The sequence below is a fragment of the Nakamurella deserti genome (assembly GCF_003260015.1).
GTDB classification, from domain to species: Bacteria; Actinomycetota; Actinomycetes; order Mycobacteriales; family Nakamurellaceae; genus Nakamurella; species Nakamurella deserti.
Window position 1 is genome coordinate 763,280 of sequence record NZ_QCXS01000002.1, and the last position, 18,887, is coordinate 782,166.

Sequence of the window (18,887 nt, forward strand, 5' to 3'; positions counted from 1 at the left end):
TCTATCCAGATGGCGACCAAGGCCCCGTCCATCGAGATCACCGTGGGGGAGCGCGTCGTCCGGATCAGCAACCCGGACCGGGTGTACTTCTCCGCGCGCGGCGAGACCAAGCTCGATCTGGTCCGCTACTACGAGAGCGTCGGTGACGGCATCGTCCGGGCGCTGCGGGAGCGGCCGTGCATGATGCACCGCTTCCCCGACGGTGTCGACGGCGAGAAGGTCCACCAGAAGCGGTTGCCCCGTGGCGCACCCGACTGGGTGCAGACGGTCCAGCTGTACTTCCCGCGGTTCAAGCGCACCGCGGACGAACTGTGTGTCACCGAGTTGGCCAGTGTCGTCTGGTCGGTGCAGATGTCGTGCGTGGAGTTCCACCCGTGGAACACCCGCCGCGGCGCCGTCGAGCTGCCCGACGAATGGCGCATCGACCTCGATCCCGGCCCGGAGTGCGACTACGAGCGCGTCCGCCGGGTCGCGCACGTGGCGCACGAGGTGCTCGACGAACTCGGTGCCGTCGGGTTCCCCAAGACGTCCGGGGGCAAGGGCATCCACATCTACGTGCGGATACCGCCGCTGCTCGGCTTCGGTGACGTGCGCCGCGGCGCGTTGGCGTTCGCCCGCGAGGTCGAGCGACGCGTTCCCGACGAGGTGACCACCACGTGGTGGCGCAAGGACCGCGACCCGGCGAAGCTGTTCATCGACTACAACCAGAACGCGCGCGACCACACCATCGCCGCCGCCTACTCGGTCCGGGGCACCCCGGAGGGTCGGGTCAGCACGCCGGTGCGGTGGGACGAGATCGACGAGGCGCTGCCGGGTGATTTCACCATCGCCACCGTGCCGGCCCGCTTCGCCGCACTCGGTGACCTGCACGCCGGGATCGACGACGCCGTGTTCGACCCGTCGCCGCTGCTGGAGTGGGCCGACCGCGACGAACGGGACGGTGCGGAGCCGCCGGCCGAGCCGGACGTGGTCCAGCTCGACTGACGACCTCAGGCCAGCTTCACCGCGGCGAGCATGCCGTCACCGAGCGGGACGAGAACCGGGACGACGTTCTCGTCGTCCCGGAGCATCCGGCCGGCCTCGCGGACGGCGACGGTTTCGGCGTCGCGCTGGGTGGGGTCGGCGACCTTGTCGTGCCACAGCGCGTTGTCGATGGCCACGACCCCGCCGGGGCGGAGCAGCCGCAGCGCTTCGGTGAGGTACTGCGGGTACTCCTCCTTGGCGCCGTCGATGTGCACCAGGTCGTAGGCGCCGTCGGTCAGCCGGGGGAGGACGTCCAGGCCACGGCCGTTGATGAGCCGGATCCGCGACGGCGGGATCGACGCCTCGGCGAAGGCCAGCCTGGCGGCGCGCTGGTTCTCCGCCTCCACGTCGATGGAGGTGAGGATGCCGGTCGGCATGCCGGCGAGCAGGTGCAGCCCGGACACCCCGGCGCCGGTACCGATCTCGACCACCGAACGGGCCCCGATGCTCGCGGCGAGGAACCGCAGCAGGGCCCCGGCGCCGGAGCCGACGGGCACACAGCCCAATTCGGCGGCGCGCGAACGGGCCGCGAGAACCGCGTCGCTCTCGGGGACGTAGAACTCCGCATACGACCGGCTCGAGGTCACCGATGATTCCTTCCTGACAGGTCCGCCCGCGGCCCGCGGCGGGCGGTGGAGTCGGCCGGTCCGACCCGCGGGAACGGGGGAGCGACGACGGGATCTGAGGGTACCGGTCCGACGGAGCCCCGGGTCGCCGACCCGCGCTGCGCAGGAAATGGCGCGGAGAAGGTTTAAGTGTGCTTTACGTCGATTCACAGATGGTTCGCAGAGGGATTGGGAACAATCAGGTCACGACCACGTTGTACAGGGCAAGAAAGCAAATGAGGTGAGTTCCCTGTCGATCCTGCCCACACCTGCGGCGGACAGCGGTACCGAGACGAGCGCCTGGGTGGCGCCCGCCTGGGAGGACATCGTGCGCGACCACGGCGACCGGGTGTACCGGTTGGCCTACCGTCTCGCCGGTAACCAGTACGACGCCGAGGACATCACCCAGGAGACGTTCATCCGCGTCTTCCGTTCACTCGATTCGTTCAAGCCCGGCTCGTTCGAGGGCTGGTTGCACCGCATCACCACCAATGTCTTCCTCGACATGGTGCGCCGCCGTCAGCGCATCCGGATGGAGTCGCTGCCGGAGGAGACCGACCGGATCGCCGGTCGGGAGCCGTCCCCGGAAGCAGCCTGGGATGCGGCGAATCTCGACCCCGACCTGCAGGCGGCGCTGGACGACCTGTTGCCGGAGTTCCGCGCGGCACTCGTGCTCTGTGACGTCGAGGGGCTGTCGTACGAGGAGATCGGCCAGACGCTGGGCGTGAAGCTCGGCACCGTACGGTCGCGCATCCACCGTGCGCGACAGGCGCTGCGCACCGGACTGGAGAACAGGCAGGTGTTGCGGCTCGGACTCGCGGGAGGCGTGGCGTGACCGGATTCTTCACCGACCACCTCAACCTGGACACCGTCGTCGCCTATGTCGACGGCGAACTGTCGCTGGTCGCCTTCCAACGCGCGGCGGCCCACGTGACCAGTTGCCCGCAGTGCGCCGCGGAGGTCGACGTACAGGCCTCCGCGCGCGATTTCCTGCGCTCGGCCTCCAGCCCGTCGATGCCGTCGTCGCTCTCCGCCGCCCTGTGTTCGATCCCGGTCGCCCTGCCCGCCGCGGGCCGGGCGCCGGGGATCGGTGTGGACTCCCTGACCGGCCATCCCATCCGGGTCACCCACGTCCGCCGGGACGTCACCCGCAGTCGCCGGCTGCGTCTCGGTGCCGGCGCCCTCGTCGTCGGCATCGCGGCCGGCGCATTCGCCACCGCCAGCGCGCCCGTCGACGACGCCCCGGTCGGCCCCGACGGGAGCCGCCCGGTGCTGCCGGCCGCCCACCAGCCCGGTCCGCCCACCGCGGACCCGCTCGACCCGAACCACCGGTGACCGTCCGTGGCGGGTGACGCCCGCCGGGCCCGCCGCCGGTTGGCATAGCCTGTGCCGGTGACCGACCCATCCCCGCCCCGGGCCGTCCGGGACCGGCCGGTGCTCGCACCCCGGCCGTTGTGGCGTCCGCCGGTGGACCCCGCGGCCCGCGGCACGTTCGGACGTCCGCAGGGCGTGCGGGGCGCGTTCGCCGGGAACGACCGGACCGCCGCCCCGTCGTTGCCGCTCGCGCCGCCGACCGACGGGGTTCTCGTCGAGGCCTTCGGCCGCCCACCCGGGGCGCCGTCACTGCAGCGCGAAGCAGCTCCGCCCGCGGTCCGAGCCCTCCCCACGCCGGCGGAGGACAACCCCTGGCGGCGGACCGACGCCGTCGCGACCCTCGGGGCGCCGGCGCTGCCGGCGGAGCCCGCCGCCGCCGTGGAACTGGGCCCGGCGGTCCGCTACAGCCTCCGTGAGGCGCTGTTCCAGAAACGGCTGCGGCCCGGCGCGCTCGTCCTGGCAGCGGTGATCGCCCTGGTGATCGGCGCGGTCGGCGCGACCATCGGGACCTTCGCCGCCTCGCGGGTCCCCGCCCCCGGGCTCGACCCGGAGTACACCCTGGCGACGGCGCAGCCGGCCGTCGAGCGGGCTCCCGGCTCGGTCGCCGACGTCGCAGCGCGGGTCATCCCGTCGGTGGTGTCGATCGAGATCCGGATCGGCGACACCGGCGGGTCCGGGTCGGGCATCGTGCTGGACGGCGACGGGCACATCCTGACCAACAACCATGTCGCCGCGGTCGGGACGACCGCGGGAGCGCAGCTGTCGGTGGTGTTCTCCGACGGAACCCGCGTCCCCGCCACCATCCTGGCCCGGGACACCCGCAGCGACCTGGCCGTGCTGAAGGTCGACGTCGACAACCTCACCGTCGCCGCGCTCGGCGACTCCTCGACCCTGGAGGTCGGGGACGCGGTGATCGCCATCGGTTCGCCGCTGGGTCTGTCGGGCACCGTCACCACCGGCATCATCTCCGCGCTGGACCGTCCCGTGAAGCTCGCCGGGGAGGGCAGTGACACCAACGCCGTCATCGACGCGCTGCAGACCGACGCCCCGATCAACCCGGGCAACTCCGGCGGTGCCCTCGTCGACGCCGGCGGCGCGGTCATCGGCATCAACTCCGCCATCCGCACGCTCGGGGACACCGCGTCCGGATCGATCGGTCTGGGTTTCGCGATCCCCATCAACTACGCCCGTGACATCGCCGAGCAGTTGATCCGCACCGGCGCCGCCGTGCACGCCACCATCGGCGTGGACGCGCGGTCGGCCACCGACGGCACGACGCTCGGCGCCCAGGTCCAGAACGTCCGGGCCGGCTCGCCCGCGGAGGCCGCCGGTATCGCCGAGGGCGACGTCATCACCGCGGTGGGCGACCGGGCGGTCGGCAGCGCCGACGAACTGGTGGTCGCCGTCCAGTCGCACGCCGTGGGGGAGGTCGTGCCGGTGGAGCTCACCCGCGACGGCCGGGGCTTCAGCGTCGAGGTCACCATGGCGCAGGAGTGACGCGCCGTTCCGCCTCCGCTGCACAGCACGCCCACACCCGAACCGGCCGGGGGCGGCGGACGCCGCCGGTAGGGTTGGCAGCGCTCCGTTCTCCGCCCCGCCCGCCGGGCCGTCCGTCGTCGTCAGGAGGTTCGACCGTTGTTCGGCCTCAGCTGGGTTGAGATCATCATCATCCTCGGGGTGGGCGTCTTCGTCCTCGGCCCCGAACGGATCCCGGTGGCGGTCCGCTGGGTCACGACGACGATGACCAAGGTGCGCGGGATGGCGGCGACGGCGCAGTCCGACCTCGCCCGGGAGATCGGCCCCGAGCTCGACGAACTCCGCCGCCAGGTGTCGGACCTGCAGTCGATGAAGGAGTTCCAGGACCTCAAGTCGCTGCGGGACATCAACCCGAAGCGGTACCTGCAGAAGAACATCCTGGGCGACCAGTTCTCCGGCGGCGTCACCGGATTCCTCGGGCTCAACGGTGAGGGCACCCCGGCGGAGCAGGCCAACGCCGCCGCCGAAGCCGCCGCGATGGACACCGGCACCCCGGGGGTCCCGGTGCCGGCGGCCGCGACGGCCCCGGCCATGGATCTGGCCTATCCGACGAAGCGGGTCACCCGCTCGCTCGCACCGGGCGAGCTGGCCCCCTTCGACAGCGACGGCACCTGAGGCGGTCTCAGCCCGCGTACTCCTGCGCGGTGAGCAGCAGCCACTCGGCCAGATGCGCCGCGAACGTCGACCGCACCAGGACCTTGACCAGGTCGTCGGGTGCTCCCGGGGCGCCGTCGGCCACGAGGATCACCGCGCACTGCGCCAGCAGCGTCTGCGCGCAGCCGTCCGCCCCGAGCCGCGAGAGGTCCAAGGCGCAACCGTGTGCCAGCACCCGCCGGGCCGCCGGTCCACTCACCCGGATCATCGTCCGCGCCGCCGAGACGTCCACGACGGCGTCGGCGCCCGCTGCGGCCAGCCGGTCGACCAGGGCCGGTCCGTGGCCGGGCCCGCTGGTGACCAGGTACTCGTCCGGACCGAGCGCGAGCAAGCTGTCGGTGCCGGCGTCCGCCCGGCCCCCGGTGGCGGTCGGCAGTTCCACGCCGAGCGCGGCGCCCACGGCGTCCCCGGCCACCGTCCCCGGTCGCACCCGGACGTCGACCAGGGTGGTCAACGCCGCCTCGGCCAGGCGCACCCGGGTGAGCGGCCGGTGCGAGAGCGCCGCGAACCGCCCGGCCACCGCCGCCAGCGGTGAGACCGGTATCCCGGCGGGGGGTGTCGTCGCCGGGAGGTCCAGCGGGGGCAACGCGACCCCGTCGCGGCGGGTGCCGTCCGGGTCGACCAGCACCGGTGACGTGACGGTGGCCGGCTGCGGCACCCCGTCGACGACGACGTACACGGTCTCGCCGATCAGGTCCCGGCCGCCCCGGAGCAGGGCCAGCGCGAAGGTGCGGCCGAGCTCCACCGAGTCGTAGGACGACGTCACGTGGCCGAGCATCCGCACCGGTGGCGGCGGCAGTTCGGCGTGCTCGACGAGCTGGCAGCCCTCGGGCAGCTTCAGCCGCTCGTCGACCGGCAGCAGCCCGATCAGGTGTTTGCGGTCCGCGCGGCGGTTCTCCGCGCGGGCGTGGGAGCGCCTGCCGAGGTAGTCGGTCTTCTTCTTCGACACGACCCAGTCCATGCCGAGGTCCTGCGGCGTGATGGTGCCGTCGGTGTCCTGACCGATGATGGGATAACCCTTCTCGGCCCGTAGGACGTGCATCGTCTCGGTACCGTAGGGCGTCAGCCCGACCGGTCCGCCGAGGGCCCAGACGGCGTCCCACAGGGCGGCTGTGTCCCACCAGGCGACATTGATCTCGTAGGCCAGCTCACCGGAGAACGACACGCGGGCGACCCGCGCCGTGAGGCCGGCCACCGTGGTCTCGCGCCACGTCATGAAGGGGAAGGCGTCGTTGTCGACGTCGAGGTCCGGGGCGAGCGCGCCCAGCAGCTGCCGCGAGTGTGGCCCGACCAGCGCCATGGTGGCCCACTGCTCGGTCACCGAGGTGCACCACACCCGCAGGTGCGGCCACTCCGTCTGCAGCCATTCCTCCATCCAGTCCAGGATCTTCGCGGCGTTGCCGGTGGTGGTGGTGACCAGGAACCGGTCGTCGGCGAGCCGGAAGACGGTGCCGTCGTCCAGGGTCATCCCGTCGACACCGCACATCACGCCGTAGCGGATGCTGCCGACCTTGAGCGGGGACATCAGGTTGGTGTACAGCAGGTCCAGGAACGTCCCGGCGTCCGGTCCCTGCACGTCGATCTTGCCCAGCGTGGAGGCGTCCATGAACGCGACACCGGTACGGGCGGCGGCACATTCCCGGGCGACGGCGGCGTCCATCGTCTCGCCGGGGTGCGGGTGGTACCAGGGGCGCTTCCACTGCCCGACGTTCTCGAACAGCGCACCGGCGGCGACGTGCCAGGGGTGCGCACCGGTGGTGCGCACCGGGTCGTAGAGCGCGCCGCGTTCCCGGCCGGCCAGGGCGGCGAAGCCCACCGGAGTGTAGGGCGGCCGGAACTTCGAGGTGCCCAGCTCGCCGACGTCCACGCCCAGCAGGGTCGAGACCACGCCGCTGGCCAGCACTCCGGAGGTCTTGCCCTGGTCGTGGGCGGTGCCGGCGGTGGTGTACCGCTTGACGAGCTCGACCGACAGCAGCCCGGCGCCGGTGGCCCGGGACAGGTCGGCCACGGTCACGTCGCGCTGCAGGTCGACGAACGAGGCATCGAGGGAGCGCGGGTCCGGGGAGTCATGGCGGGTGCCGTCGTGGACCGAGAACAGCAGGGCGGCGGGCTCGGGGTAGGTCTGGAGGCCGTCGTCCGGCGGGTCCAGCGGCGGGACGGTGGCCGACGTCTCGAGGTGCTCGGCAGCCGCGGCGACCCCGATGGCCGCCTCGGCCGCGGCGGCCCCAGCCCGCTCACCGTCGTCGACGATCTCGGCGAGGGTGCGCAGCCCGCGGACCGCACCCGCGGGGGTGACCCGCTGGGTCGGGCGGCCGGGGACGAACGCGGCGAGATCGTCGTCCCAGGCCAGGGTCCCGCCGGACTGGGAGAACAGCTGCCCGGCGGGGTTCCAGCCCCCGGACACGGCCAGCACCGTGCACGGCACGGTCCGGAGGCTGCCGTCGGCGGTGCGGACGACGGCCGCCGACAGGGTGCCGGCGTCGTCGGTCCCGGTGCCGACCACCACGGCGCCGCTGTACAGCGCCCCGACCGGCAGCGGCGCCGGGAGCAGTTCGCCCGCCCGGTCGCTGGGCCGGGCGTCGACCACGGTGACCCCGGCTCCGGCCGCCAGCAGGTCGACGGCGACCCGGTAGGCGTCGTCGTGGGCGGTGAACAGCACCACGTCGCGGCCGACGAGAACCCCGTAGCGCAGCAGGTACTCCCGGACGGATTCGGCCAGCATCACGCCGGGGACGTCGTTGCCCGGGAAGACCACGGGGCGCTCGTGGGCGCCGGTGGCGAGCACCACCTCGGCGGCCCGGATCCGCCAGATCCGCTGCCGGGCGGAAGTGGGATCGAGTTCGGCGGTGTCGTGGTCGGAGCGCCGCTGCACGGCCACGAGGTAGTTGTCGTCGTAGTAGCCGATGACCGTGGTGCGGTCGAGGACCTCGACGGTGGGCATCGCGCGCAACCGCTCGAGCTGCGTCGCCGCCCAGCTGGTCTCGGCGTCGGAGAGCAGCAGCCCGCCGGGCGTCGGCCGGTCGTCCAGCAGCAGCACACGCGCGCCGGCGGCACCCGCGGTGACCGCGGCGGCCAGGCCGGCGGGGCCGGCGCCGACCACCGCGACGTCGCAGTGGTGGTGCAACGCGTCGTAGGCCGCCGGGTCGGTGGTCCGGGCCAGCCGGCCCTGCCCGTACAGCGTCGAGATGCTCAGTCCCGGCACGGCTTCCACGGTCGTGGCGAGCAGCATCGGCTCCGGGAACGGCTCGTCCACCTGGATCAGCGCGGACGGTTCCTCCGCGCCCGCGGCGACCACTCCGCGGGGGCGGCCGAGCAGCACGGAATGGGCGACCACCCGCTCGCCGGCGGCCAGCAGCGCCGACGCCACGGTGTCGCCGCGGAACGCCGGCACGGGACGGCCGTCGAAGGTGATGTCGAAGGCGGCGGTGCGGTCGAGGCGGCCGCGGCCGTCGAGGCGGGCGGCGGTCATCGGGCTCCCTGCACGTGCGGACGGGGCTCACCGGGCCGGTAGACGGCCTCGAAGCGGTAGCTGACGGTGTCGCGGACGGCGTTGAACCAGCGGCGGCAGCCGGCGCTGTGCACCCACCGCTCGGCCATCAGGCCCTTCGGTGAGTCGCGGTAGAACACGTACTCCGCCCACTCCTCGTCGGACGCCGTCGCGCCGCCGTCCGGGGGGTAGGGCACGTGCGCCTGACCGCCGTAGGAGAACTCGTTCTCGTCCCGGGGTCCGCACTCCGGGCAGGGGATGAGCATCATCGGTGTGGCTCCTCGGTGCTCGGGATCAGTGCGCCACGGCGGCGGCGCCGTGCTCGTCGACGAGCCGACCGGAGGTGAACCGGTCCAGGCCGAAGTCGGCGGCGAGGTCGGGCACCTTGCCGGTCTCCAACAACTCGGCCATCACGTGGCCGATGCCGGGGGTGGCCTTGAAACCGCCGGTGCCCCAGCCGCAGTTGAGGAACAGGTTCTCCACCGGGGTGGTCCCGACGACGGGTGAGGCGTCCGGGGTGGTGTCGACGGTGCCGCCCCAGGTCCGCAGCACGTGCGCGCGGGCGAAGATCGGGAACAACTCGACCGCCGCGCTCATCTGCCGTTCGATGACGTGGAAGGCACCGCGCTGGCCGTAGCCGACGTAGGGATCGATACCGGCGCCCATGACCAGCTCGCCCTTGTGGGCCTGCGAGACGTAGACGTGCACGGCGTTGCTCATCACCACCGTCGGGTGCACCGGCTCGAGGAGCTCGGACACCAGTGCCTGCAACGGATGTGAGGTGACCGGGACGCGGAAGCCGGCCATCTCGGCCAGGACCGGCGTGTGGCCGGCGCCGATGAGCGCGACCCGGTCGGCGGTGATCGGACCGCGGCTGGTCTGCACGCCGGTGACCGTGCCGCCGGCGATGTCGATGCCGGTGACCTCGCAGTTCTGGATGAGATCGATGCCGGCGGCGTCGGCGGAACGGGCGAAGCCCCACGCGACGTAGTCGTGCTTGGCGATGCCGGCGCGCGGCTGGTACGTGCCGCCGAGCACGGGGTAGCGGATGTCGTCGGAGACGTTGAGCACCGGGCAGAGCTCCTTGGCGCCGGCGGCGTCGACCCAGTCGGCGTCGACGCCGTTGAGCCGGTTGGCCTCGACCCGGCGGCGGGAGTCCCGGACGTCCTGCAGGGTGTGGTCGAGGTTGAGCACCCCGCGCTGGGAGAACAGGATCGGGTAGTCCAGATCCTCGGCCAGGCCCTCCCACAGCTTCAGCGCGTGCTCGTAGATGCCGGCGGAGGCGTCCCACAGGTAGTTGGACCGGATGATCGTGGTGTTGCGGGCCATGTTGCCGCCGGCCATCCACCCGCGCTCGAGCACGGCGACGTCGGTGACGCCGCGGCGCGCGAGGTAGTGCGCGGTGGCCAGCCCGTGACCGCCGCCGCCGACGATGACGATCGAGTAGTGCTTCCTGGGATCCGGGTTGCGCCACAGGAACTCGGGGTGGTCGGGCAGCGCGGCTCCGGGCGGGGCGGGCGCGTTGACGGATCGGGCGGCGCGGGAGGTCAGCAACGGATCTTCTTCATCTCGGGGTCGAACGCCGGTTCGGCCGTGACGGTGGCGGGGATGCGGCGCCCGAAGTAGCCGATCTCCACCGTGGTGCCGGGGGTGGCGGCGTCGACGGGGAGCCAGGCGTAGGCCAGCGGCAGCCCGAGGGTGTAGCTGTAGGCCGCACTGGTGACGTAGCCGCCCGGGACGCCGTCGACGAACACCGGTTCCGACCCTGCCATGATGCCGTCGGGGGTGTCGACCGCCAACAGGCAGAGCTTCCGGGCCGGCTCCGGCCGGGCCAGCAGCCCGTCCTTCCCGGCGAAGTCGAGGTCCCGTTTGACCGCGAAATCCAGGCCACTCTCGTGGGGGCCGTGCTCGTCGGTCATATCGGCACCGTAGGAGCGGTAACCCTTCTCGATCCGCAGCGCGGTGAAGGCGGCGCGGCCGGCGGCGATGATGCCCGCGCCGGCACCGGCCTTCATCAGCAGGTCCCACAGCACCAGGCCCTGGTCCGCGGTGGTGTACAGCTCCCAGCCGAGTTCGCCCACGTAGGACAGCCGCATGGCGGTCACCGGGACGGTGCCGAGATAGAGCTCCCTGGCCCGGAAGTAGCCGAACGCGGTGTGCGACAGGTCGGTGTCGGTCAGCGGCTGCACCACCTCGCGGGCCTTCGGACCCCAGATGCCGATGCAGCAGGTGCCGGGCGTGATGTCGCGCAACTGCACCGTGGCGGCGGAACGCGAGCGGGCCAGTCGCCGCCGCAGCCGGTCCAGGTCCAGCTCGCCGTTGGCGCCGACCTGGTAGTGCTCGGGCCCGAGCCGGGCGACGGTGACGTCGGAGCGGATACCACCGTCGTCACCCAGCATCAGGCAGTAGGTGACCGCCCCGACCGACTTGTCGATCTTGCCGGTGACCTGGGACTGCAGGAACTCGGTCGCACCGGGCCCGGTGACGGTGAACCGCTTGAGCGCGGTCATGTCGAACAGCGCGACGTCGGTCCGGGTGACGGCCGCCTCGGCGGCGACGGTGGGGGACAGGAAGCGGCCGGCCCAGTCGTCGGGGACCGGTACGTGCCAGCCGGTGTCGCGGTCACTGCCGACGAGGGAGTCGTTGGCGGCGTACCAGTGCGGCCGCTCCCAGCCGTTGGCCTCCAGGAACACCGCCCCCAGCTCCTGCTGGCGCGGGTAGAACGGCGAGGTGCGCAGCGGCCTCGAGTGCTGCATCGGCTCCAGCGGGTGCAGGATGTCGTACACCTCGACGAAGTTCTGGCAGTTCTTGGCCTCGATGTAGGCCGGGGCGAGCTGGTGCCGCTCGAAGCGGTTGAGGTCGCAGGCGTGCAGATCGAAGCTGCGGCTGAAGCCGTCGACGATCCACTCGGCCATCGCCCTGGCGACCCCCGCCGAGTGCGTCACCCAGACCGCCTCCGCGGTCCAGAAGCCGTCCAGCTCGGCGTGCGGGCCGAGCAGCGGGAGGTTGTCGGTGGTGAAGGAGAACAGCCCGTTGAACGGAACGGCACGGGAGTCCGACAGGTCCAGCCGCCCCACGGAGGGCAGGATGCGGGCGGTCTCGGCGAGCGGGAAGGCGAAATCCTCAGGGGTGAACGGCAGCACACTGGGCTGGCCGTCGTCGCCGGGGGCGTAGCTGTTCCAGGCGGCGAGGTCCTCGGCGCGGACGGGCATCGGCCGGTGCCGGTAGGAGCCGACGCCCAGACCCTGGAAGTGCTCCCGGTAGTAGAGGTCCGCGTCCTGATGGCGCAGCACCGGCCGGGCGGCCTCGGTGGTGCGCTCGGCGAGGACGGGAAGCGGTGCGGTCCAGGCGAACTGGTGCGCCAGCGGGGTCAGCGCCAGGGTCTGGCCGACCATCCCGGCGACCTTCGGGCCCCAGATCCCGGCGCAGCACACGACGATGTCGGCGTCGATCTCCGACTCGCCGTCGGCCGTCCGCACGGCGACACCGGTGACCCGGGGGCCGAAAGGGCCGGCGCCGCTGCGGATCCCGGTCACCTCGTGCCCGTCGAGGACGCGCGCACCCCGCTCGACGGCGACCGCGAGTTGGGCCTGGACGGCGCGGACGGCCTTGGCGATCCCGTCGTCGGGAACATGCAGGCCGCCGTACACCGTGGACGGGTCCAGCAGGTCGAAGGCGGCGACGGTCTCGTCGACGTCGAGCAGCCGGGCGCCGTCGACCCCCCACGACTGGGCGAACCCCAGGCGGCGCTGCAGTTCCCGGGCCCGCTCGGGCGTGGTGGCGATCTCCAGCCCGCCGACCGGCAGGTAGCAGGGCTCGCCCTGCCACGTCATCCCGCTGAACTTCTCGACGGTGTACCGGGCGAAGTCGGTCATCACCTTGGTGCCGTTGACCTGGAAGACCACCCCGGGGGCGTGCGACGTCGAGCCGCCGGCGTGCGGCAGGGTCCCGGCCTCGACGACGGTGACGTCGGTCCAGCCGCGGGAGGTCAGCTCCTCGGCCAGCGACGCGCCCACGACACCCGCGCCGATCACCACCACTCTGGGTCCCGGCATCCGGTTCTCCTGTCTGCGAACGGCTCGGTTCATCTTGCGCAACGCGATGCGTCCAGCGCAACAGCTGGGCGGGGGAATCTGCGTCTCCGCCGTGGTGGGCGGGGCGCGGCACGTCATTCCAGCCAGGCGGCGACCTTGTCCGGGTTGGCCTCGACCCAGGTCTTCGCCGCGTCCTCGGGGCTCATCTTGTCGGCGGTGATGTACTTCGCGACCAGGTTCTGGTCGTCGTTGGTCCAGGTGAAGTTCTTCACCAGGTCCGCGGCCGGTGATCCGGAGTTCGCGAACGTCGTGGACACGATCTTGTCCAGGGTGTACTCGGGGTAGTCGCAGGCGACCTTCTCCGGGTCGGCGTCGCAACCCTCGGTGTACGGCGGCAGGTCCACCTTGACCAACGGGACCTCGGAGAGGAACCACTGCGGCGCGTAGAAGTAGCCGAGCATCGGCGTCTTGTTCTTCTCGGCGTTGTCGAACGCGGTGATCAGCGCGGCCTCGGAACCGGCGTAGACCACTTTGTAGTTCAACCCCAGGTTGGTCACCAGCGCCTCGTCGTTGGTGACGAACGACGGGTCACCGTCCAGCAGCTGGCCCTTCTCGCCCGACTCCGAGGTCTTGAACAGCTCGGCGTAGGTGTTCAGGTTGTTCCAGTCGGTGATGTCGGGGTACTTCTGCGCCATCCACGGCGGCACGTACCAGCCGATGGTCCCGATGTTGCCGGTGGGACCGGCGTTCTGGGCCACCTTCTGCTCGTCGATGTACTTGGCGACCAGGTCCGGGTGGCCCCAGTTCTCGATGATGACGTCGACCTGGCCGTTGCCGAAGCCCTGCCAGGCGATCTCCTCCTTGAGGGCGGTCTGGGTCACCGTGCAGCCCAGCTCGGTCTCGGCGACGTAGGTGAGCACCGCCGCGTCGGCGGTGTAGCCGACCCAGTCGTTCATCGCCAGTGTGAACGGAGCGCACGCGGCCGCCGCGTCACCGCCACCACCGCCGGTGCCGGACGACACCGGCGGGGCCGAGGTGGACGCGCCGTTGTTGACGGTCGCGCCGCCGCACCCGGCGAGCAGCAGGCCCGCCGCCAACGCGGTGAGCACGGGGGTCTTGGTGATGCGCATGGCGGTCTCCTCGGGCGAAGGGCACAGCGGACGGGACAGCGGCGGGACGGGTCAGTGGGTGGTGGCCGTCGTACGGGTCCGCCGGGCGGCGGCCTGGGTGGTGCGGTCGATGAGGATGCCGAGGACGACGAGGGTGAGGCCCGCGGCCAGCCCCTTGCCGAACCGCTCCTGCTGGTTGAGGCCGGCGATGACGTCGTAGCCCAGCGCTCCGGCGCCGACGAGCGCCCCGACCACGACCATCGAGAGCACGTAGATCAGGCCCTGGTTGGCGGCCAGGGCGATCGCGGACCGCGACATCGGCAGCTGCACCGTGGTGATGAGCTGCCACGGGGTGGAGCCGTTGGCGGTGGCCGCCTCCACGGTGGCCGCCGGGACCCGGGTGATGCCGTCGGCGACGATCTTGATCGCGGCCGGGGCGGCGTAGACGATCGCGGCGACGATGGCGGTGAACCGGCTGGGGCCGAAGAGCCCCAGGAACGGCACCAGGTAGACGAACGCCGGCATCGTCTGGCCGGCGTCCAGCACCGGCCGGAGGATGCGGTCCGCGGTGCGGGAGCGCCCCATCCACACCCCGGTCGGGATGCTCACGAGCATCACCAGCACGGTGGCGACGAGGGTCGCGGCAAGGGTCACCATCGCGTCGCCCCACACCCCGAGGCCCACCATCGCCGCGACGGCGGCCAGCGCGGTGACCGCCGTCCTCCAGCCGCCGGCGACGAACGCGATCACCACCAGCACCAGACCGACCATGAAGAACGGGCTGCCGGTGAGCAGGCTCTCCAGCGGGTTGAGGACCGCTGCGCTGAACCAGTCCTTGAGTTCCAGCGTGATGACCGAGAAGTGTTCCTGCACCCAGGACGTCACGGTGTCGACGCCGCGGGAGATCGACGGTCCGATCGACGGCAGACCGTCGGGGACCTGCGCCGCCCACAACATCGTCCGGGACAGCTGCACGGCGACGGCGGCCGCGACGAACCCGGCGGCCAGGGCGATCCGGCGGATCCGCCGGCGGTTGCGTCCCGACCGCAGCGCCGTCTCGGCGCGGACACCTGCGGCGGTGGTCACCCGGTCGAAGCAGATGGCCAGCAGGACGATGGCCAGACCCGCGTTGAACGCCGTTCCGACGTCCAGCTTCTGCAGCGCCTGGGCCACGGTGAGGCCCAGGCCCGGTGCGCCGATGAGCGCCGCGATGGTGACCATCGACAGTGCCGCCATGACGGTCTGGTTGATCCCCATCACGATGGTGCGCCGCGCCATCGGCACCAGGACGGTGCGCAGCCGCTGGCCGCCGGTCGCGCCGAGTGAGTCCGCCGCCTCGCGGGTGGTGGGAGGGACCTGGCGGAGACCGTGCGCGGTGATCCGGATGACCGGGGGTGCGGCGTAGACGACCGTGGCGACGATCGCCGAGGCGGGGCCGATGGCGAAGACCAGCACCAGCGGGGCCAGGTAGGCGAAGGACGGGAGGATCTGCATGACGTCCAGGACCGGGGTGACGATGCGGTGCACCCGGTCGCTGGTGCCGGCCCAGACGCCGAGCGGCAGGCCGACGAGCAACGCGAAGAACGTCGCGCTGACGACGAGCGAGAGTGTGTCCGTGGCGGGCTCCCACAGCCCCTGCAGGCTGATGGCGAGCAGCACGGCGAGGGTGAGCACCGCCACCCGGAGTCCGCCGACGGCCGCGGCGATCCAGGTGCCGACCGCCACCAGGCCGAGCCAGCCGATCCGCGGGATGCCGAGACCGGTGTCGGACCGGGCGATGAGGCCGGTGACGAGGTCGCCGACCGCTTCCACGCCGAGCTGGACGTAGTTGAGGAAGTACACGAAGAACGCGTTGGTGTTGCGGTGGGCGTCGACCCAGTCGCGGGCGTCGTTGAGGTCGCGGTGCAGGGGGGTGAGGCCGGCGGTGTCCAGAGCCAGCGTGAACCGGCCCGCCAGCAGCACCCGGGCCAGCAGCCAGAGGGCGAGGACGCCGACGACCGCCAGGGTCGCGACGGAGACCGCGCGGTGACGGGCCGGCGGGGCGGGTGCGGCGGCCGGTGGTCCGACCAGCGTGGCGGTCACCGGGTCAGACCGAGCCGCTGAGGGCCGGGGTGCCGGCCGGCGCCGGCGCGCCGCGGTGGCCGGCCACGACCGCCAGGACGGCGTCCCGGTCGACGGTGCCCACCACCTCGCCGCGGTCGGTGACGACCACCGGTCCGGGACTCGCCATCACTGCCGGGATGGCGTCCCGGATGATGGTCGCTGCGTCCAGACGGGGTGCGGTGGGGTCGATGTCGCCACCTCGGCGGGTGATCCAGCGCAGCGTGAGCACGTCGGCGCGGGGGACCTCGGAGACGAAGTCGGCGACGTAGTCGTCCGCCGGCGCCCCCACGAGTTGGTCGCCGGTGCCGATCTGCACCAGCTCGCCGTGCCGCATGATCAGGATGCGGTCACCCAGCTTCAGCGCCTCCGACAGGTCGTGGGTGATGAAGATCATCGTCTTGCCCATGTCCCGGTGCAGCCGGACGACCTCGGCCTGCATGTCGCGGCGGATCAGCGGATCGAGCGCGGAGAACGGCTCGTCGAACAGCAGCACGTCGGGATCGCCGGCCAGCGCACGGGCCAACCCCACCCGCTGCTGCATACCGCCGGAGAGCTGGTCCGGGAAGCGGTTCTCGTACCCGCGCAGGCCGACCAGCTCGATGACCTCGTGGGCGCGGGCGCGTCGCTCGGCCTTGGCCGTGCCGCGGATCTGCAGGCCGTAGGCGACGTTGTCGAGCACGGTGCGGTGCGGCAGCAGGCCGAAGTGCTGGAAGACCATGCTCATCTTGTGCCGCCGCAGCTCGCGCAGCGTGCCGGCCGACATCGACATCACGTCCTCGCCCCCGAGCCGGATGGAACCGGCCGTGGGCTCGATGAGGCGGGTGAGACACCGCACCAGCGTCGACTTCCCGGATCCCGACAGGCCCATCACCACGAACACCTCGCCGCGGCCCACGTCGAAGCTCAGGTCACGGACCGCGGTGACACAGCCGGTCCGCTCGAGGATCTCGGGGCCGCTCAACCCGCTCAGCGCCGGATCGCCGGGGATCCGGCCGGGTCGGTGTCCGAACACCTTCCACAGGTCGCGGACCGAGAAGTCGACCGGACCGGCCGGTGTCGACGCCGGGAGGCCCGGGGCGGGGGCAGCGGTCATGATCGGCCTTCCTGAGCGGCGCGGCGGGTGCGACAGAGCGGGACTGCGACGGGAGCGGGACTGCGGCGGCAGCGGGACTGCGACGGGCCTGCGACGGCAACGGGACGGCGACGGCAACGGGACGGCGACGGGAGCGGGACGGCGACAGCGACGGGAGATGGGACTGCCACAGCGACAGCGACGGAGCGGGACTGCGACCGCAGCGGGACGGCGACAGCGACCGCGGTGGGGGCGCGGGAGCCGACGCCGGCGCGTCAGCGGGGGAACCAGTAGCCGGCGGCCGGCGCGGTGTTCTGCCAGACGTGCTTGATCTCGCGGTACTCGGCGAGCCCGGTGGGCCCGAGCTCGCGGCCGTTGCCGGACTGCCCGAATCCGCCCCACTCGGCCTGCGGGACGTACGGGTGGTAGTCGTTGATCCAGACGGTGCCGTGACGCAGGGCGCCGGCGACGCGCTGGGCACGGGAGGCGTCGGACGTCCAGACGGCACCGGCCAGTCCGTAGACGGTGTCGTTGGCCAGCCGGACGGCGTCGGCTTCGTCGCTGAACGTCTCGACCGTCAGGACCGGCCCGAACGACTCGTCGCGCAGGCAGTCCATGCCGGTGGTGCAGCCGTCGAGAACCGTGGGCGGATAGTAGGACCCGTCCTGCAGGGCGGGGTCGGTCGGGACGGCGCCGCCGGTGCGCAGCACCGCGCCCTGACCCACCGCCGCGGTGACGTAGGCGTGCACCTTGTCCCGGTGTGCGGCTGAGATCAGCGGTCCGGTTCCGGCTTTCGGGTCGAACGGCCCGCCGAGGCGGATCTCCGCCGCACGGACCACCAGTTCGTCGACGAAGGCGTCGTGGATGGTGTCCTGCACGATGAGGCGTGCGCCGGCCGAGCACACCTGACCGGAGTTGAGGAAGACCGCGGTGAGCGCGTTGTCCAGCGCGGCCTCGCGGTCGGCGTCGGCGAAGACGACGTTCGGGTTCTTGCCGCCCAGTTCCAGCGCCACCCTCTTCACGGTGCCCGCCGCGGCGGCCATGATGGCCTTGCCGGTGGCCAGACCGCCGGTGAACGACACCAGATCGACCCGCGGATCGGTGGTCATCGCGGCACCGACGGCGGGCCCGGTGCCGGTGACCAGGTTGGCCACCCCGGGCGGCAGGCCGGCCTCGGTGAGGGTGTCCATCAGCAGGATGGACGTCGACGGGGTGAGCTCGGACGGCTTGAGGACGAACGTGTTCCCGGCCGACAGTGCGGGGGCCACCTTCCAGGAGGCCTGCAGCAGCGGGTAGTTCCACGGCGTGATGAGGGCGCACACGCCGACCGGGGCGTAGGTGATCCGGCTGATCGCGTCCGGACGTCCGGTGTCGACGACGCGCCCGGCTTCGGTACCCGCGATGCCGCCGTAGTACCGGAAGCAGCTGACGATGTCGTCGATGTCGTACTCGGCCTCGACCAGCCGTTTGCCGGTGTCCAGCGCCTCGGCGGTCGCGTAGGCGTCCCGGTCGCGGACGAGGAGGTCGGCCACCCGCAGCAGCAGGGCGCCGCGCTCGCGTTCCGGGGTGGCCGGCCAGCCGCCGGCGTCGAAGGCGCGGCGGGCGGCGGCGACCGCGGTGGCTGCGTCGCCGGCGTCGCCCTCGACGACCGTGGCGACGAGCCTGCCGTCGGCGGGGCAGCGGATCTCGCGTCGAGCACCCGCGGTCGGGGCCCAGGAACCGTCGACGTACAACCCACGGATACCGGCCGTTGACGGCCGGTCCTCCGACACCGCCATGCCGCCTCCGCTCGGTCCGCTGTTGCGTATCGCGCACTCGCTCGCTCGTCGTGCAACAGCATGGAACTCCGCACCGGCCACGTCAAGGAACCGGCCCGCCGCGGCGGACCTG

14 protein-coding genes are annotated in these 18,887 nt (G+C 72.3%); 5 read left to right on the top strand and 9 right to left on the bottom strand.

Going from position 1 to position 18,887, the window contains the following annotated elements; translation table 11 throughout:
* The first annotated feature begins 9 nt into the window (after window positions 1-9).
* A complete protein-coding gene (gene ligD, locus DB033_RS03645) occupies window positions 10-984 on the top strand; it encodes a non-homologous end-joining DNA ligase (protein WP_111765494.1) in 975 nt (324 codons plus the stop codon).
* 5 nt (window positions 985-989) lie between these two features.
* Here ligD and DB033_RS03650 read toward each other — a convergent pair whose 3' ends face one another.
* Window positions 990-1,610: an O-methyltransferase gene (locus DB033_RS03650; protein WP_111765495.1), complete on the bottom strand. Its 621-nt coding sequence runs from the start codon at window positions 1,608-1,610 to the stop codon at window positions 990-992.
* Window positions 1,611-1,869: 259 nt separating this feature from the next.
* Between DB033_RS03650 and sigE the strand changes: the two genes are divergently transcribed.
* The 4 genes from sigE to tatB all read left to right on the top strand — a co-directional run bounded on the left by sigE (window position 1,870) and on the right by tatB (window position 5,153).
* A complete protein-coding gene (gene sigE, locus DB033_RS03655) occupies window positions 1,870-2,463 on the top strand; it encodes an RNA polymerase sigma factor SigE (RefSeq protein ID WP_240615716.1) in 594 nt (197 codons plus the stop codon).
* Window positions 2,460-2,963 (top strand): anti-sigma factor family protein, encoded by a 504-nt coding sequence (locus DB033_RS03660; RefSeq protein WP_111765497.1) that lies wholly within the window; start codon window positions 2,460-2,462, stop codon window positions 2,961-2,963. The genes sigE and DB033_RS03660 overlap by 4 nt, the downstream gene beginning before the upstream one ends.
* Before the next feature lie 57 nt (window positions 2,964-3,020).
* Entirely contained in the window at window positions 3,021-4,499 is a 1,479-nt protein-coding gene (locus tag DB033_RS03665; protein WP_205843630.1) for a S1C family serine protease, read from the top strand.
* A gap of 138 nt (window positions 4,500-4,637) precedes the next feature.
* Window positions 4,638-5,153: a Sec-independent protein translocase protein TatB gene (tatB, locus tag DB033_RS03670; RefSeq protein WP_111765499.1), complete on the top strand. Its 516-nt coding sequence runs from the start codon at window positions 4,638-4,640 to the stop codon at window positions 5,151-5,153.
* Between the two features lie 7 nt (window positions 5,154-5,160).
* Here tatB and DB033_RS03675 read toward each other — a convergent pair whose 3' ends face one another.
* The 8 genes from DB033_RS03675 to DB033_RS03705 all read right to left on the bottom strand — a co-directional run bounded on the left by DB033_RS03675 (window position 5,161) and on the right by DB033_RS03705 (window position 18,739).
* Window positions 5,161-8,661 (bottom strand): 2Fe-2S iron-sulfur cluster-binding protein, encoded by a 3,501-nt coding sequence (locus DB033_RS03675; RefSeq protein WP_170315469.1) that lies wholly within the window; start codon window positions 8,659-8,661, stop codon window positions 5,161-5,163.
* The gene (locus DB033_RS20895) at window positions 8,658-8,948 is read right to left on the bottom strand and encodes a sarcosine oxidase subunit delta (RefSeq protein ID WP_170315470.1); all 291 of its coding nucleotides are present in this window, start codon (window positions 8,946-8,948) and stop codon (window positions 8,658-8,660) included. The genes DB033_RS03675 and DB033_RS20895 overlap by 4 nt, the downstream gene beginning before the upstream one ends.
* Window positions 8,949-8,973: 25 nt before the next feature.
* Window positions 8,974-10,230, bottom strand: coding sequence for a sarcosine oxidase subunit beta family protein (locus DB033_RS03680; protein ID WP_111767210.1), 1,257 nt, complete (start codon window positions 10,228-10,230; stop codon window positions 8,974-8,976).
* Window positions 10,227-12,734, bottom strand: a complete 2,508-nt coding sequence (locus tag DB033_RS03685) for a GcvT family protein (RefSeq protein ID WP_111765500.1) — start codon at window positions 12,732-12,734, stop codon at window positions 10,227-10,229. The genes DB033_RS03680 and DB033_RS03685 overlap by 4 nt, the downstream gene beginning before the upstream one ends.
* 113 nt (window positions 12,735-12,847) lie before the next feature.
* Window positions 12,848-13,843, bottom strand: coding sequence for an ABC transporter substrate-binding protein (locus tag DB033_RS03690; RefSeq protein ID WP_111765501.1), 996 nt, complete (start codon window positions 13,841-13,843; stop codon window positions 12,848-12,850).
* 51 nt (window positions 13,844-13,894) lie between these two features.
* Complete coding sequence (locus tag DB033_RS03695) at window positions 13,895-15,904, bottom strand: ABC transporter permease (RefSeq protein WP_111765502.1); 2,010 nt, start codon at window positions 15,902-15,904, stop codon at window positions 13,895-13,897.
* Window positions 15,905-15,908: 4 nt separating this feature from the next.
* The gene (locus DB033_RS03700; RefSeq protein WP_111765503.1) at window positions 15,909-17,018 is read right to left on the bottom strand and encodes a quaternary amine ABC transporter ATP-binding protein; all 1,110 of its coding nucleotides are present in this window, start codon (window positions 17,016-17,018) and stop codon (window positions 15,909-15,911) included.
* A 254-nt stretch (window positions 17,019-17,272) separates the two neighbouring features.
* Window positions 17,273-18,739, bottom strand: a complete 1,467-nt coding sequence (locus DB033_RS03705) for an aldehyde dehydrogenase family protein (protein ID WP_111767211.1) — start codon at window positions 18,737-18,739, stop codon at window positions 17,273-17,275.
* Between the last annotated feature and the right edge of the window lie 148 nt (window positions 18,740-18,887).